The sequence below is a fragment of the Psychrobacter sp. bablab_jr014 genome, from assembly GCF_016464015.1.
Classification (GTDB): Bacteria; Pseudomonadota; Gammaproteobacteria; order Pseudomonadales; family Moraxellaceae; genus Psychrobacter.
The window spans coordinates 119,799-135,353 of the sequence record NZ_JACDXT010000009.1; the positions used below are offsets into that span (position 1 = coordinate 119,799).

Genomic DNA, 15,555 nt, shown 5'->3' on the forward strand with positions numbered 1-15,555 from the left:
ACACTTTATTTCAATTGCTTATACAATAAACCTGCTTTTTGCGGTTTTTATAATTGTATCCTGCAAGACCTCAATAGTATCTGACTATTTATTGACTTTATCTATCGCTGCCATCACCGCCAACATATCGCGGCAACGGTTATTTTTGTGCTTTGCAAGACAGCCTTCTATCAGATGTTGCCAATGCGTGTATTCTGCAGGCAACTTGGGTATTGGCGCTTGGCAATGCTGTACTGCCCATGCGTGCGTTGTGCTTTTTTCTGCCTGCGCGGTATCCATCTGATACGGACGCTGACCCACCAGTATGTCATACATCAACACGCCAAAGGCATAAATATCGGTCTGCACCGTAGCGGGCTGTCCATGCCAGCGCTCGGGGGCAAGGTAAGCAGGCGTGCCCATTGGCGCTGCAGCATCATTATGAATAGGACAACTCAGCGCAAAATCACACAGCGTAATAAAATTATCCTCATTGCATAAAATATTGCTGGGCTTTATATCATTGTGTAGCCAGCCTGCGTGGTGCAGTTCATATAAAGCGGCAGCAATGCGTTGTATTATTTTGGGCTTATTTATAGGAGACTGTTGGCGCAAAATCACACGTAGGTCACTACCGCAATTTTTTGTGATTAAGACTGTAGCGGTTTGATGATTGGCTAAGGGCAGTGCTGAATAATGTGTAATAACAGGTGGCAAAGGTAAAGACGACACTGCCAGCAAGCTATTTAAGACATGGATTTCGTGAATTAAGTTGCCAAAGCCAGTAGAGACACCGTCGATATTGACTTGCCATTTGACAATGACGCGCCCTTGCTCTGGATGTTGGGCACGCAAGAGACCTTGTACCTGTGACAAACCTGCCTCATCAGACGGCTGATAGCTGATACGCATCGGCGTGATTTGCTGATAACCACGCGCTTGTAAGGCAAAGATTATTTGGGTTTGATACGCATCGACTTGCGCTCTTATCGGCATTGGCATACTCTACCTAGCTGTATGATTTATTGTTTTATCAAGGATAGCCTGTATGTCTGAGCCACGCCCCTACGCCCTACCCGAGCCGCTGATTGATTTATTAACCCGCTACTTTACTGAGCACACCACCCCGCCTGTAACCATCGACCCTGAACAGCTGGCCTATCGCTGGGTCGGCGGCGCACAAGGGCATCTTGAGCCATTGGCGGTCAATCTGCATATTGGCTTGGACGATTTACAAGGCATTGATACGCAAAAAGCCAAGCTGGTACAAAACACGCGCCAGTTTTTAAAGGGCTATCCTGCCAACCACGTTTTAATGACAGGCACACGCGGCGCGGGTAAATCGTCGCTCATCCGTGCGCTACTGCGCGAATATCACGCCGAGGGGCTGCGAGTAATTGAAATTGCCCGTGATGATCTTGTGGTACTCGATAAGATACGCGCTGCCATCAACACCTTGTCCAAAGACTGCGCATGCCGCTATGTAGTTTACTGTGATGACTTGGCCTTTAATGGGCATGACGAAAACTACCGCACCCTAAAAAGTGTGCTCGATGGCGCGCTAGACTCCGAGCAAGACAAGCTGCTCGTCTACGCAACCAGCAACCGCCGCCATCTACTGCCGCAAATGATGAAAGACAATGTAGATATTTATAATGGCCAGACCGATGAGGTCAACCCGTACGAGACGATTGATGAGACGGTGTCACTATCCGACCGCTTTGGGCTGTGGCTATCATTTCAGCCGATGAATCAGCAGACGTATTTGCAGATTGTGCAGCATTATTTGCAGCAAGCGACAGCGCACTTGCCTAAAAACATTGCCGCACAATTACCACAAGCTAACGATACCGAGCTGCCTAACGATGCTAAGACACATGCCTTGCGTTTTGCCTCGCAGCGTGGGCGCTCAGGACGCTCGGCATATCAGTTTAGCCGTCAATGGATTGGGCAATTACAACTTGCGGCGGACGAAGACAATACTTAATAATAAACACAGAAGCACCTAGCAGATTAGCACTATCAGGCGCTTTAATTATTCAGCGATTGTATCGTGGGACGGGGCGCGGTGTTTTAGGTTGCCTAAATAATTGACCATCACTTCGCCCGTTTGTTTATCGTGTGCGACCATATATTGCGCAAAGTCCGCTGCCAGCCACAGCGCACCTGAATAATACGCTTCGGCATCGGCGCGAATGTGTGCCATATTTGGCATGTCGCTGCTCGCATCTTCAAAGGACTGATAACGGGCGCTAAAATGCGTCAGTATCAACTGCTGAATCCCCATGGCACTTGCCGCCTTTGCCACTTGCGCGGCGCTGCTGTGCATGGGGTCGTAGCCTTTGTTATTGCCTTTTACTTTTTCTAGTTGCGCTTGGACATAGGTGGCTTCATGTACCAGTAAGGCGGCGTCTTTTAATGTCTCTTGCAAACGTTCGGGCGCATCATTATCCCCTGCAACCACGACTTTGGTGCGCTGATTGTGCAGCTGAGTATAGTCAGCAGCGCGCAATATCTCGTCTGTCTTAAGAGTAACGTCTTTACCTTGTTGAAGCTGTCCCCACGCCTGCCCTGCGGCGATACCGTCTTTTTTTAGGCGCTCAGTATCGAGCACACGCCGACCGATATTTTGAGTAATGCCAAAACCATAAGAGGGTACACGGTGCGATAGCGCGGTGATATCAATATCAATCTGGTGCGCACTGCCAAGCTGCAAAATTTGCACCTTATAGCTGCCGTCTGCTTGTTGTAAATCTTCAATAGCCACAAAATTGACCACAAAAGGAAAATACAGCTCGGTGGTGATACTCAAGGTGTCGAGCATCTTAGCAATTGCCTTTGGTGCAATGAGTGTCAACGGCTGCGTGCGCCCCGACATTGCCGCGCTGGCAAGCAGCCCTGGCAAACCATAACAGTGATCGCCATGTACATGCGTGATGCAAATCAGCTGCAATTGCGACAAGGACAATTTGGTGTGCAGTAGTTGATGTTGCGTGCCTTCTCCGCAATCGATTAACACCCACGGGCGGTTTTTTCGGCTTTGTGCTTTGTCTGCGTTTAAAAACGGATTGAGGCACTCGATAGCCAGCGCGGTAACGTTGCGCTGCTTGGTCGGTACGCCAGCAGATGTCCCCAAAAAGGTCAGTTGTAGCATACGCTATCCCTTATTGTTCATGACCACTCATTGTCGCTTAGCCATTAACGGCTTTGACACATCAGCATATCACCGCGCTCGACCATCTCGCCACCACTGGCCACACAGTTATTGACCATGCGCGACTCATACGCGCGCCCGCCTGCATAAAAGCTGATGGCGCACAAAATTAACACCAGTGCTTTTTGTGACCAGCCTTTGACATCAATCGGCGTCGGTTCTTCGATTGGGGGTAAATGGTTGTGCGGTGTTTGCTGGCTGGGTTTGTCAGATTGGGTCATTGTCTGCCTGTTATAAATGGTGAAAATAAATAGCGGCGTCACGTAGCGGTAGGCATAGAAAAATAAGGACGCCGCACTGTTGCTTTGCCCTTATTGTTATGCCTGAACGTAAGCGCTTAAAACTGCGGCATACCGCCTTTGTCGCTAGCACGCTGAAATGCTGGACGCGCTTCACAACGCTTCATCCAGTTGAGTAGATTGGCGTAGCGCACGTCGTCGAGGCCTGCCCGTGCTTTAGAAGCGGCGACCACAATGTACATCTGCACATCGGCGGCGCTAAAGGCTTCGCCTGCAAACCAATGATTGTCCTGTAAATGACGTTCCATTAAGTTTAGGTTATTGACAATATTTTTATTAATCAATCCGTTTTCAACTTGCTTACGAATACCTTTACTAATCGGCTTAATGAAGATAGGAGAGCGCTGAACCACTTTACTAAACACAAGACGCATCACCAAAAACGGCATGGCGGTCGCTTCGGCAAAATGCAGCCAAAAGGTGTACATCTCCCAGCCCGCTTCATTATCGTCAGTCGGCTTAAATTGCTGCTCGGTGTCGTAATGTCTGAGTAAGTACTCAATGATAAAACCTGATTCAGCCAAGGCGCGTCCGTCGACTTCGAGTACGGGGGTGTGCCCGAGCGGATGGATTTTTTTAAGTTGTTCTGGGGCCAAATAAGCCTTGGTACGCTCATACGTAACGAGCTTATAATCTAAATCCAGCTCTTCTAATAGCCATAGAATACGAAAAGAGCGTGAGTTGTTTAAATGATGAAGCGTTAGCATAAAACCTTCCCATTTTTAATAAAAATGTCCAAGACACACCATCGTTTATATTTAGCCTATAGGTGGGCTGCACTTGGCATATCAAGGGATACAGGGTTTTGATGATAGCGTAATTCAGGCGACTTGCCCACCGCCAGATTGTAGCGGACGCGTCAACAACGTATCTGCTCGGTCAGTTCATTCAATAATATACGTGGTTTGTCCATATAGTTAGATTACTATAAAATCGATACAATAAGATTCAACGTTATTTTTCGCAGCATCAAAAGACGCAGTCACAGCAAGCAAGAAAAATAGCGTTGAATCAAATGAATTTATTGTCCTGTATTGTTTTTATTTAGACTTGACTATAGTTCCTAATACGAGTTTTAACGTCATCTATAAAAAAAGGTCTCGCACACGGGGTGGAGACCTTTTGATTCTAAAACATACTGCTAATTATAAAGTGTCATCTGTATCGCTCGTTTCTGCATCTGTCACTGCTTCGACGGCGTCATTGGCATCATCGACTTCTAAAGACGTTTCGGCATCAAACACGCCGTCTTCTTTTAAGGCATCGACCAGCTCTTCATCGCCATCGTTTTCAACGCGTGCCATCGCCACCAGCTTTTCGTCTTTCGGCAAACGAATCAAGGTGACCCCTTGGGCGTTGCGGCCTGCGCTGGCAATATGCGCAACAGGGGTACGCACTAGTGTACCTTTATCAGAAATCAAGATGATATCGTCGGTATCTTCAACTTTGGTGGCGCGTACTAGCGCACCGTTACGGGCGCTGATCTTAATGGCAATCACGCCACCGCCGCCACGTTTTTGTGCATTGAACTCTTCAACCAAGGTGCGCTTACCAAAGCCATTTTCGCAAGCAATCAGGATTTCTGAAGTATCTTCCTCAATCACGACCAATGATTTAACCGTGTCGTCAGCATCGATACGCATACCGCGTACACCTTTGGCGGTACGACCCATGGCACGGGCATCGTTTTCATCAAAGCGAATCGCTTTACCACTTGAGGCAAACAGCATTACATCTTGGCTGCCATTGGTAATGCGCGCGCTAATCAATTTGTCGTCGTCTTCTAGACCGATAGCAATCAAGCCATTTGAGCGAATATTGGCAAACTGCTCCAGCTCAACACGTTTTACCGTACCATTTGCTGTCGCGAAGAACACATAGTGCCCACTGACATCTTCAGACATCTGCGGAATCGGCAAGATGGTGGTGACTTGCTCATCTGCATCAAGGCCAATCAGGTTCACCAATGGACGACCACGCGCACCACGGCTGGCAATCGGTACTTCAAAACCACGTAAGCTAAATACGCGACCTGTATCGGTAAAGCACAATACGGTAGAATGCGTTGAGGTGACCACCAAATGATCAATGACGTCATCTTCTTTCATACTGGTAGCAGACTTGCCCTTACCGCCGCGTTTTTGTGCCACGTAATCATCAATCGGCTGCGTTTTGGCGTAGCCTGTGCGTGATACGGTCATCACTACGGTCTGTTCAGGAATCAAGTCTTCACGGCTAAAGTCACTGCGTGCATCGACAATATCGGTGCGGCGCTCGTCACCAAAGTTGTCACGGATGTCAATCAGCTCATCACTGATGATGCCCATCAGCTTATCAAAATCGCCAAGGATAGACTCAAGATGGGCAATCTCGCGCAGCAAGTCTTGATACTCTTCTGTCAGCTTGTCTTGCTCAAGACCTGTTAAGCGGTGCAGCTGCATCTCAAGGATGGCATTGACCTGATCAAGTGACAGACGATAACGATTGTCGCCATCTGTGAGTAAGCCAAATGGCGCGTTCGGGTCTTCGCCTTCGATATAATCAGGGCGTACCGCTTGGCTCCCCGCTGCGGTTAGCATGGCTTGTACTTCACCTGCACGCCACGTTTGACCGAGCAGCGCTTCACGTGCCATACCACGGTTGGCAGAGGTCTTGATGGTCTCAATCATCTCATCAATATTGGCAAGTGCTACGGTCAGACCTTCGAGCAAATGACCACGAACGCGGGCTTTGTTCAGTTCAAAAATCGTACGGCGAGTCACCACTTCTTGACGGTGGCGGACAAAAGCAGCAATCAGCTCGCGCAAGGTCAGTAGCTTTGGCTGACCATTGTCCAGCGCCACCATATTGATGCTAAAGCTCGACTCAAGCGGCGTTTGCAAAAATAAGTTATTGACGATAACTTCAGCCGTCTCGCCACGGCGCAAATCGATAGCGATACGCATGCCGTCTTTGTCCGACTCATCACGTATCTCGCTGATGCCCTCAATCTTTTTATCGCGTACCAGCTCGGCGATACGCTCAATTAGTTTCGCTTTGTTTGACTGATAAGGAATCTCGGTAAAGACAATACGCTCGCGCTCACGGTTGACGCCTGTGTCACTCATCGGCTCAATATGATAGCGACCACGGATATGCAGACGACCTTTACCTGTACGATACGCATCTACAATACCCGAGCGACCATGAATGATACCGCCTGTAGGAAAATCTGGCCCTGAGATGTGGGTCATCAACTCTTCAGCAGAGATATAAGGGTTTTCGGCATAAGCCAAACACGCATTGATGACTTCGGTCAAGTTGTGCGGCGCCATATTGGTCGCCATACCCACCGCAATACCTGTCGCGCCATTGACCAATAGATTGGGAATACGGGCAGGCAAGACACTCGGCATACGCTCCGAGCCGTCATAGTTGTCTTCCCAATCGACGGTGTCTTTGTCGATATCGGCCAGCATCTGATGCGTCAGCTTGGTCATACGTACTTCGGTATAACGCATTGCTGCAGGTGGATCATCATCAATCGAGCCAAAGTTACCTTGACCATCGACCATCGGATAACGCAAGCTAAAATCCTGCGCCATACGCACGATAGCATCATAGACAGCAGTATCGCCATGCGGGTGATATTTACCAATCACATCGCCGACCACACGCGCTGACTTTTTATAAGGTTTGTTGTAGTCGTTTGACAACACATGCATGGCATACATCACGCGGCGATGCACAGGTTTCAGTCCATCACGGACATCAGGTAGCGCGCGCGAGACGATCACGCTCATCGCATAATCCAAGTAGGATTGCTTTAATTCATCGACGATGGCAATAGGACTGACCGAATCGCTCATATACACTCCTTTACTGACATCGTACCCATGCTCTCATGCAAACAGACACACCTGACCGCAACAATACATGCAGCCATTTTGGTGTGCCATCACACAAAAAAGCCCCACAATATTGGCGCTCGGCTGGGCAGATGGCAATCATTTTTAGTAGTAAATAAAAGAGGTTATTTTAACACAAATTTGTGGATTTAGGGGCATTTAGCGGGGGTTAAACCAAAGCAAATCAGGCGGTTAATACGTTTATTTTCTGGGGCGTGTCATCATGTAGATGGCGAGGCTTAAAATGAGATAAATCACAGTCAAACAAGGAAAAAATTGCAGAGAATATGGGTATATTCACAAGATTTTTGACGCTGTTTGGCAAGATTTAGTCAGTTTAAGACCGCTAAATGACTTCATGTTCTAATCGGTGACACGCCCTAAGTATCACCGCCTGATATAAAAATAAGGCTGTATAGTAAAACTAAAATAAAAATGATATAGCGTTAAAAACACACTCGATTAAAGGCTATTTTCCTTGCTTGCTGTGACTTCGTCTCCAGAGGCTGCGAAAAATAGCCTTTAATCTCGCTGTATCATTTTTAAATTGACTTGACTATAGTGGTGAATTCACAAAGTTTTGGTCAAAGAATTGACGCGTAGCGTTCATACAAGCACTGCTGACCAATGCACCATGATAGTTCGCCAAAATCGCCGCGTCAGGTGAGACGCCATTTTGTATGGCATTATTGATAGTAAACTCATAGCTGGTACTAAACTGCGTTTGTGCCTGGGTGGCTACCGCATTCACGTTCCAAGGGTTCATTGAGGCTTGACCAATTAGGCTAAGAGGTGGTGTGGTACGCTCTTCAGCATTGGTGGTATCTACATCAAGTACGGTGACGTTTAGCGCAGGATTGCTGATACTGGCGCTGGCTAGAATTTGCGCCATGCTGCCTGTATTTAAATCATAAAACACAGTGGGATCTTGATTACCACCACACAGCATGGTCGGCATTTTAGGAATATAGCCGCGCAAATCATTGTCTTTTAGCGCCATGCGTAGCGGATGTTTAGGATCAGCAGCAGGGCTAATACCCGTACCAGTCAAAAGGCCATCAGGGTTTTGCACGGCATCTGCCACATACGCGGCGCGATAATCGGTTTTAACCAAATAATTGCTGTCATCAAAGCCAATCGGCGCAAAAGGCAGTGTACTTTTTGGCAAATTATCAATGACTGCATTGCCTGTAGGCGCAGCTTGAAATAAAGCATTCTCAGGCAGTTTACCAGCAGTAACTAGCTGTGAGAATGTCAGCATATTGGGCATCTCAGTGGATGCATATTTGTCTAAGAAAATATCGCTTTTTTGATTATAAATATTATATTTTGGCTGCATACCATACGCCAATAGTGGCGCAAAGCGAGTCGCGCCGATATTGACATTGCCTGCAAAGATAACATCGGCAAACGCTGCCAATGCGTAAGGGCCTGAAGATGGCGCAAGCGCGGTCACCGTTTCATCGTTGCTTTCCAAACGACGCGCGGTCGCCATTGCCACATGACCACCTTGTGAGTAGCCACTGACGAACAGCTGGTCACCAACATCAACATTACGATAATTGTTGTCATTGACGAGCTTTTGACGCGCAATGACTACGCGGGCATTATCAAGCGCATCCGTCATGTCTTTGGACTGTTGCTCGGCGACCAAATACGGATGGTAACTGAGCTTGGAATCATCGTAGCCAGCATAATTCGGTGCAATGACGATATAGCCTTGCGCCGCAAAGTTTGCCGCAATCGCTCTACCTTCGAGCGTAGCAGCATTGTTTGCACTGACTTGTGTCAAGTCATAATCTTTATCAGTAGTAGTGCCGTGCGCGTAGAGCAATATTGGACGGTCGCCTGTACAATCTGCGCTATTACCTATAGGTAGCATCACAGCGGCAGTCGCGTTGGTACGCTCATTGGCTGCTCCGCGTGTGGGATAGTCAATCTTCTCAACCGCCACGCCGCATTTTGCCGCAGATGTCGCTAGACTAAAACTATTTATTTCAGTTGTTGTTAGGCTGGTAATCGCTTCATTTTTGGTAAAGGCATCGCGGACGATTTGCGTGTCATCATCGCCGCACCCTGTCAGCGCAAGCGCACTGGCAATGGAGACGGACAACAAACAACGACTGGTAGAGATAATCGGTTTCATAAGTGCTTTCCTTAGCAATAATAATGTTCACTGTACGTCAGAGACGATGATAGATATAGGGCGTGTTGACTATTCGACCATGGCACTGACAGCAGCTATTTGCAAATGTTCAACACGCCCTAAGCAAAGTGGAATAATATGCCTTAGTAATCATTCGATTACAGATTGGTTAAAGACAAAATAGTTTCTGTTACCTTATTTTTATATAGTAAAGTGTTAGCAAAAGCTACTGTAAAATGTACAAACCTCAGTTATCACTTTTCTAGCCATATTCTACCTTTATCGCTGTCAAAGCCCTTAATTGTTAGCTTGCGCTGTGAAAATAAAAACCACAAACCCCTCTAAAATACGTTATTAGACACGGATTGACGCAGACAGACTCACCTTAATAAGACCATTTCTTTACCTACGCTAGACAAAAAAATTCTAGCCGCTACACTGTCTTTGCCAATTCTTAAACCACCACTCTACAGGCGACTTTTAGTATGGATATTATTCTTGCGATTGTTTGGATTTTGGCAATGGTGCTGTACAGCTTTTCTAGTGATTATGTTGGCAGTTTCCCCAACCACAATAATCGAGCGGTACCTTATGTTCGTTGGGGCTCATTGCTGGTTGCGATGGCGCTGTCTGCCTACTTGGCTCAAGCTTATCAGGAAAACTTGCAAGGCAATGGCTTGTGGGTGTTTGTCATCGTCGTCTTTGTGATTATTGCCTTATCAAAGCTTATTTTTAAATGGGTCATTAACCGACGTTTAAAAGCTTAGGGCACGTCACATACGCTGATGCCCTCTTATTTTTGACTGAACGTCTTAACTTAATAACAGATGCTCTTTTATGCCAATTCATTCCCAAGACCACCAGACGCGCGCGGCGCATACCGCCCACTCAGACAATGAACGCGCTGACCGCAACTTTGACGCCATTGCCGACCACTTCGAAAACAAAGTCTATGGCGGCTTAAAGGGCGCTATCCGCCTTGCCGTCTTGCGCCGTGATATTTTTGATTATGTTGATGCCCAGCAAAACACGCTCGGGCGCCCGCTACGCATCCTCGATGTGGGCGCAGGCTTAGCGCAGATCGCTATTGAATTGGCGGCAAAAGGGCATCGCGTGGTGGTCAATGACATCTCCGCCAATATGCTGGCAAAGGCACAGAACAATGCTGCCGCCATACCCAATGCGCCGGATAACATCACTTGGCACGTGTGCCCGTATCAAGCATTGACTGAAAAGCTGGGCGCAGTGGCGGGGACGTTTGATTTGATATTGTGTCACGCGCTGCTGGAGTGGCTTGCTGAGCCGCAAGCGGTGATGGATTTTTTTGACCGCCAGCTTAGAGCAGATGGCGCGCTGTCCTTGTGTTTTTATAATCCTGCCAGCTTTGATTATCGTAATCTGATGATGGGCAATTTTAATGTGCTCGATAATAAAAACTTCGCCGCGGACAATAAGAAAAGTCTGACACCCAATCATCCTGTTGCCTACAGCGAAGTGCAAACATGGATAGCCAAGCATCATTATCAGGTGAAGAAAAGCAGCGGCTTGCGCGTGTTTTCTGACTATGTGACCCAAAAACGCGGCGGCAACGAGCATCCTAAGGAAGTCATCCGTATGGAGCTGCGCTACTCAGAACAAGAACCTTATAAATGGATGGGGCGCTATTTGCACCTATTGCTCTTGCGCGGCTAGGGCTGAGGACTTTTCCTGCTCTGACCATGTTGTGGCATTGATATTGGCTTCGTCAAACACCACCACGTGCTCAAGCATCGGAACAATACCGATGCGCGAGCCAATTGGATGATTGTGATGACTGGCAACCAGCGCAAACACAATCTGACCATCATCGAGCTGTAAGCGGTACAGATAGTTTGCGCCGCGAAACACGCGCCCAACCACCAGTGCCGTCTGAGTACTGTCGTCATCGTGAATGATGTCGTCAGGACGCACCAAGACCTTGATGCGCGTTCCATTTGGGTAATCATAACGACAGTATTGCGGCTGGTTGTCGTCATCCAGCACCTCCATACGCCGATAAATATCGCCGAGCGCCGTCGCCACGCGTCCCTCATGAATCACGCCATCAATCAACGCGCCCTCGCCCACAAACTCAGCGACAAAAGCACTGACAGGCTCATGATACAAGGTGCTGGGACTCGCCCACTGCACCAATTTGCCCTCGTGCATCACGCCCACTTTATCAGCAATGGCAAAGGCTTCGTTTTGGTCGTGCGTGACCAAAATTGCCGTGGTCTCCGTACGCTTTAGAATATCGCGTACACTCATGGCGAGCGACTCACGCAGCACCACATCAAGGTTGGAAAATGGCTCATCAAGCAATAGCAACTTCGGTTTGGGTGCAAGGGCGCGCGCGAGTGCCACCCGCTGCTGCTGTCCGCCTGACAGCTCGGCGGGGCGTTTGTCCGCGTGCTCGGTCAGCTCAACCAGCTCGAGCATTTCTTTTACCCGTGCTTTTTTGTCCGCTGCTGACCAGCGCCCAAGCCCAAAGGCGATGTTTTTGGCGACGCTTAAATGTCCAAACAGCGCGTAATCCTGAAACACCATACCCATACCGCGCTTGGCAGGGGCAAGGCTAAAATTACGCTTGCCTTTTTGCTCGGTCAGGCATGTATTGCGTAGCGTAATCACGCCTTGGCGCGTCGGCTCAAGACCCGCAATCGCCCGTAATGCCGTGGTCTTTCCGCAGCCACTATAGCCCAAAAAGCAGCCGATTTCTCCTTGCTGCAAGCTGAGGCTCAAGCCATCCACCACGATGGTATCATCATAGCCGACCACCAAATCTTGTACACTAAAGTACGCCGCATCACTTGCCGTAGCCGAGTCTGCACGCTCGGAGGGCATGCTGAGACGCGCCTCTTTTTCTGCCTGCGCCTTTGACGTCGCGGCAGGCTGATTGCTGACACTTTTTTGCTTGGTGATGTCATCAAAACGCTCAGTGTACATAGACGATACCCACTTATTCACCTAAAAATTTATTTTACCGCAATCGGCACGCTTGTGTAGCGGAATGCTTTTACTTCTTTAAGTCTTGTCGCTTTGACGCAGCAGCACCCACACAGGAATCAAGCCCACCAAGACAATCAGCAAGCTGGGCAGCGCCGCACGTCCCCACATGCCTTCGCTGGTCATCTCAAACACGCGTACCGCCAGTGTATCCCAGCCTTGACGCCGCGTCATCAGGGTGATGGGCATCTCTTTCATGACCTCAACAAAGCCCATAAGCAGTGCAGTCAGTACCCCAGGACTTAAAACAGGCAATACCACTTGCAGCCAGCGCTGCCACGCGCTGTTTGATAACAAGCGCGCCGCCGACTCTTGGTTGATAGTCAAGCGCTGTAATTGGCGGTCAATCGGCTGAAAACTGACGGTCATAAAACGCGTGGCAAGCGCAAGCAGCATAATGACCACACTGCCCGATAAGAGTTGATGCTCGCTGATACCGAGTGCAATCAGCTGATTGTCCAGCCACGCAATCGGAATAAACACCCCTACCGCCAGCACCGTACCAGGAACGACGTAGCCCAGGTTCGCCAGCGCCGATAAAATCTTGGTGGATTTGTCAGGATACTGGCGCTTAATCCACGCAATGACAATCGCTAACACCGCAATAAACAGCGTGGTCATACTGGCGATTAAAATACTGTTGATGACAAAATCAACGTAGCGGGCGTCCAAGTCTTCGCGAAAATGAATGGCTGTCCAATATATCAGCTGTAAAAACGGCACCAAAAAGGCAATAAAAAACACCGCGCCACAAAACAGCATCAGCCCAATCTTGGCAGGAAGACTGACTTCAAAGCGGCGATTGTCCCCTTGGGTGGTCGCCACACCGCGGCGCGCCTGCCAGTATTGCTCGAGCATCACCACGACAAACACCACACCAATAAGCAACGCGGCAAGCTGCGCGGCTGTGGTCAAGCTAAAAAAGCCAAACCACGCCTTATAAATCGCGGTGGTAAAGGTATCGACATTAAACACCGATACCGCGCCAAAGTCAGCAAGTGTCTCCATGCTCGCCAGCAGCAGCCCGCCCAATATCCACGGCAGCGCCTGCGGAAATGCCAAGCGAAAGAACACCTTGCCGCGCCCCAGCCCAAGCATTTGCCCCGCTTCAATGGCGCGCCGTCCTTGCGACAAAAACGCTTGGCGCGCAAGCAAGTAGACATAAGGATAAAACGCCAAGGACAGTATCGCGCCCGCGCCCCACACGTTACGCAACGACGGAATGCCCGAGGTCATGCCCATTGCCCGCAGCGTGGTCTGTAATGGACCACTATAATCAACAATGCCCACAGTCACAAAGGCAAGCACATACGCAGGCATGGCAAGCGGCAGCATCAGCGCCCACGAAAAAAAACGCTGACCTGGGAAACGATACATACTCGTGACCCACGCCAGCGCTGTGCCGATACTGCCAGCAATGGTCATGACCATCAGCAGTAAAATGGCGGTGTTTTTTAATACTTGCGGCAGCACGTATTCACGCATGTGCGCCCAGATGTCGGCGACAGGCTGCGTCCATGAGAGCAGCACAATCACAATCGGTATCAGCATAAACAACGAAATCAGTCCGAGGACTGATTTTGAAAGTAAACGCGTACGTGCGGTATGGTCACGGCTGACCGTATGTGGGTCATGTTCAGTAAATACAGTGTCTTTATCTATTGACGCCTTAGACCATAAAGCCATAACTCAACCATCCTATCCGACATGTAAACCAAAAAACCGCGCAACGTCAATCAAACCTTGCGCGGTGTATTGTATTTACTTATAGCCCGCTTTGTCCATCAATTGGATGGCTTGGGTCTGTAGCTCGCCGAATTTTTGTACATTGATGTCGTCTTGCTTGAACGTACCCCAAGATTTGAGCATTTCTGACTCATCAACGCCCTCTTTTACAGGGTATTCTTTATCCGAGCTGGCATAGATGCCTTGCGCTTCATCCGATGATAGCCATTCCATCAGTTTCACCGCGCCATCTGCGTTGTCCGCATTGGCAACCACACCCGCGCCAGAGACGTTGACGTGCGTGCCTGTGGTGTCTTGGTTTGCCCAAAAGATTTTGACTGGGAAATCTGGTTTTTCATCCAAGATACGACCGTAGTAGTAGCTGTTGGCGATACCGACCTCACACTGACCTGAAGCGATGGCTTCTAGCATGCTGATGTCATCGCTGAACACGTCAGTCGCTAGGTTCGCGACCCAACCACGGATGATTTCTTCAGTTTTCTCAGCGCCCAAATGCTCCATCATGCTGGCAACCAGTGACTGATTATAGACCTTTTTCGAGGTACGCAAGCACAGTTTGCCTTTCCACTTTGGATCGGCTAAGTCAGCGTACGTGGATAGGTCGCTTGCTTCAACTTTGCTTGGGTCATAAAAGATGGTACGCGCGCGTAGTGACAGACCTGTCCACATGCCTTTGGGGTCACGGTATTTGGCAGGCACGTTGCTTTCTAATACAGTCGAAGCGAAAGGCTGGAGCAGACCTTCTTGTGACGCTTGCCATAGGTTGCCTGCATCCACGGTCAATAGCATATCTGCTGGCGTGTTTTTTCCTTCCGCTTTTAGACGCGCCATCAGCGGGCCTTCTTTATCGGTCATCAGCTCAACCTTGACGCCTGTTTGTTCCATGTATTTATCCAACAACGGCTGAATTAACTGCTCATTGCGTGAAGAATAAATGGTCACAGTTTGCTCACCACTTGCGGCAGGAGTAGCGGTTGCCGCAGCATCCGTACTTTCAGTCATCGCGGTTTCTGTGGTCTCACTCTCGGCTGCCGCCTCTTCGCTGGTATTACTGGCATTGTTACAGCCTGCCAAGCCGAGCATCGCGCCAAAGACAGCAACAGACAAACCTGTCTTCAATGCAGGACGGGCAAACAGAGTATTGAGGGTAAGTGATGACATGTTCTTCTCCATAAGATAGTGCAGTATCAACAGATAAAATCAAAATCAGTATCGTATTGGGACAACCAAAGTTCAGCTATTTTAGATACAATATAGAAA

The 15,555-nt window shown here is 48.8% G+C and carries 12 protein-coding genes; 3 read left to right on the forward strand and 9 right to left on the reverse strand.

What is annotated here, in order from left to right; translation table 11 throughout:
• Positions 1 to 84 precede the first annotated feature (84 nt).
• Positions 85 to 981 (reverse strand): protein kinase domain-containing protein, encoded by an 897-nt coding sequence (locus JIE71_RS02490; RefSeq protein WP_199507143.1) that lies wholly within the window; start codon positions 979 to 981, stop codon positions 85 to 87.
• 46 nt (positions 982 to 1,027) lie between these two features.
• On the opposite strand from JIE71_RS02490, the gene JIE71_RS02495 reads away from it, so the two are divergent.
• A complete protein-coding gene (locus JIE71_RS02495) occupies positions 1,028 to 1,966 on the forward strand; it encodes an ATP-binding protein (protein WP_199507144.1) in 939 nt (312 codons plus the stop codon).
• A 48-nt stretch (positions 1,967 to 2,014) separates the two neighbouring features.
• Here JIE71_RS02495 and JIE71_RS02500 read toward each other — a convergent pair whose 3' ends face one another.
• The 5 genes from JIE71_RS02500 to JIE71_RS02520 all read right to left on the reverse strand — a co-directional run bounded on the left by JIE71_RS02500 (position 2,015) and on the right by JIE71_RS02520 (position 9,525).
• Positions 2,015 to 3,133, reverse strand: a complete 1,119-nt coding sequence (locus JIE71_RS02500) for an MBL fold metallo-hydrolase (protein ID WP_199507145.1) — start codon at positions 3,131 to 3,133, stop codon at positions 2,015 to 2,017.
• A gap of 44 nt (positions 3,134 to 3,177) precedes the next feature.
• Positions 3,178 to 3,414, reverse strand: coding sequence for a hypothetical protein (locus tag JIE71_RS02505; protein WP_199507146.1), 237 nt, complete (start codon positions 3,412 to 3,414; stop codon positions 3,178 to 3,180).
• 116 nt (positions 3,415 to 3,530) lie between these two features.
• The gene (locus JIE71_RS02510; protein WP_199507147.1) at positions 3,531 to 4,199 is read right to left on the reverse strand and encodes a glutathione S-transferase; all 669 of its coding nucleotides are present in this window, start codon (positions 4,197 to 4,199) and stop codon (positions 3,531 to 3,533) included.
• 438 nt (positions 4,200 to 4,637) lie between these two features.
• A complete protein-coding gene (gene gyrA / locus JIE71_RS02515) occupies positions 4,638 to 7,340 on the reverse strand; it encodes a DNA gyrase subunit A (RefSeq protein WP_199507148.1) in 2,703 nt (900 codons plus the stop codon).
• 595 nt (positions 7,341 to 7,935) lie between these two features.
• A complete protein-coding gene (locus JIE71_RS02520) occupies positions 7,936 to 9,525 on the reverse strand; it encodes an alpha/beta hydrolase family protein (RefSeq protein WP_199507149.1) in 1,590 nt (529 codons plus the stop codon).
• Positions 9,526 to 10,010: 485 nt separating this feature from the next.
• On the opposite strand from JIE71_RS02520, the gene JIE71_RS02525 reads away from it, so the two are divergent.
• Positions 10,011 to 10,292: a hypothetical protein gene (locus JIE71_RS02525; RefSeq protein ID WP_199507150.1), complete on the forward strand. Its 282-nt coding sequence runs from the start codon at positions 10,011 to 10,013 to the stop codon at positions 10,290 to 10,292.
• A 70-nt stretch (positions 10,293 to 10,362) separates the two neighbouring features.
• Positions 10,363 to 11,217 (forward strand): methyltransferase domain-containing protein, encoded by an 855-nt coding sequence (locus JIE71_RS02530; RefSeq protein ID WP_199507151.1) that lies wholly within the window; start codon positions 10,363 to 10,365, stop codon positions 11,215 to 11,217.
• On the opposite strand, the gene JIE71_RS02535 is transcribed toward JIE71_RS02530, so the two are convergent.
• The 3 genes from JIE71_RS02535 to JIE71_RS02545 form a co-directional block, all read right to left on the reverse strand.
• Positions 11,197 to 12,489 carry an ABC transporter ATP-binding protein gene (locus JIE71_RS02535; protein ID WP_416232001.1) on the reverse strand — a complete coding sequence of 431 codons (1,293 nt, stop codon included), beginning with the start codon at positions 12,487 to 12,489 and terminating at the stop codon, positions 11,197 to 11,199. The two genes, JIE71_RS02530 and JIE71_RS02535, sit on opposite strands and share 21 nt — an antisense overlap.
• A 78-nt stretch (positions 12,490 to 12,567) precedes the next feature.
• Positions 12,568 to 14,235: an ABC transporter permease gene (locus tag JIE71_RS02540; protein WP_199507152.1), complete on the reverse strand. Its 1,668-nt coding sequence runs from the start codon at positions 14,233 to 14,235 to the stop codon at positions 12,568 to 12,570.
• A gap of 75 nt (positions 14,236 to 14,310) precedes the next feature.
• Positions 14,311 to 15,456 carry a Fe(3+) ABC transporter substrate-binding protein gene (locus tag JIE71_RS02545; RefSeq protein WP_199507153.1) on the reverse strand — a complete coding sequence of 382 codons (1,146 nt, stop codon included), beginning with the start codon at positions 15,454 to 15,456 and terminating at the stop codon, positions 14,311 to 14,313.
• Positions 15,457 to 15,555: the final 99 nt, after the last annotated feature.

Excerpts from the sequence above, each read along its gene's own strand:
- JIE71_RS02505 (WP_199507146.1), bottom strand. The coding sequence starts at position 3,414 with ATGACCCAATCTGACAAACCCAGCCAGCAAACACCGCACAACCATTTA.
- gyrA (WP_199507148.1), bottom strand. The coding sequence starts at position 7,340 with ATGAGCGATTCGGTCAGTCCTATTGCCATCGTCGATGAATTAAAGCAA.
- JIE71_RS02530 (WP_199507151.1), top strand. The coding sequence starts at position 10,363 with ATGCCAATTCATTCCCAAGACCACCAGACGCGCGCGGCGCATACCGCC.
- JIE71_RS02540 (WP_199507152.1), bottom strand. The coding sequence starts at position 14,235 with ATGGCTTTATGGTCTAAGGCGTCAATAGATAAAGACACTGTATTTACT.
- JIE71_RS02490 (WP_199507143.1), bottom strand. The coding sequence starts at position 981 with ATGCCAATGCCGATAAGAGCGCAAGTCGATGCGTATCAAACCCAAATA.
- JIE71_RS02500 (WP_199507145.1), bottom strand. The coding sequence starts at position 3,133 with ATGCTACAACTGACCTTTTTGGGGACATCTGCTGGCGTACCGACCAAG.
- JIE71_RS02495 (WP_199507144.1), top strand. The coding sequence starts at position 1,028 with ATGTCTGAGCCACGCCCCTACGCCCTACCCGAGCCGCTGATTGATTTA.
- JIE71_RS02510 (WP_199507147.1), bottom strand. The coding sequence starts at position 4,199 with ATGCTAACGCTTCATCATTTAAACAACTCACGCTCTTTTCGTATTCTA.
- JIE71_RS02535 (WP_416232001.1), bottom strand. The coding sequence starts at position 12,489 with ATGTACACTGAGCGTTTTGATGACATCACCAAGCAAAAAAGTGTCAGC.
- JIE71_RS02545 (WP_199507153.1), bottom strand. The coding sequence starts at position 15,456 with ATGTCATCACTTACCCTCAATACTCTGTTTGCCCGTCCTGCATTGAAG.
- JIE71_RS02520 (WP_199507149.1), bottom strand. The coding sequence starts at position 9,525 with ATGAAACCGATTATCTCTACCAGTCGTTGTTTGTTGTCCGTCTCCATT.
- JIE71_RS02525 (WP_199507150.1), top strand. The coding sequence starts at position 10,011 with ATGGATATTATTCTTGCGATTGTTTGGATTTTGGCAATGGTGCTGTAC.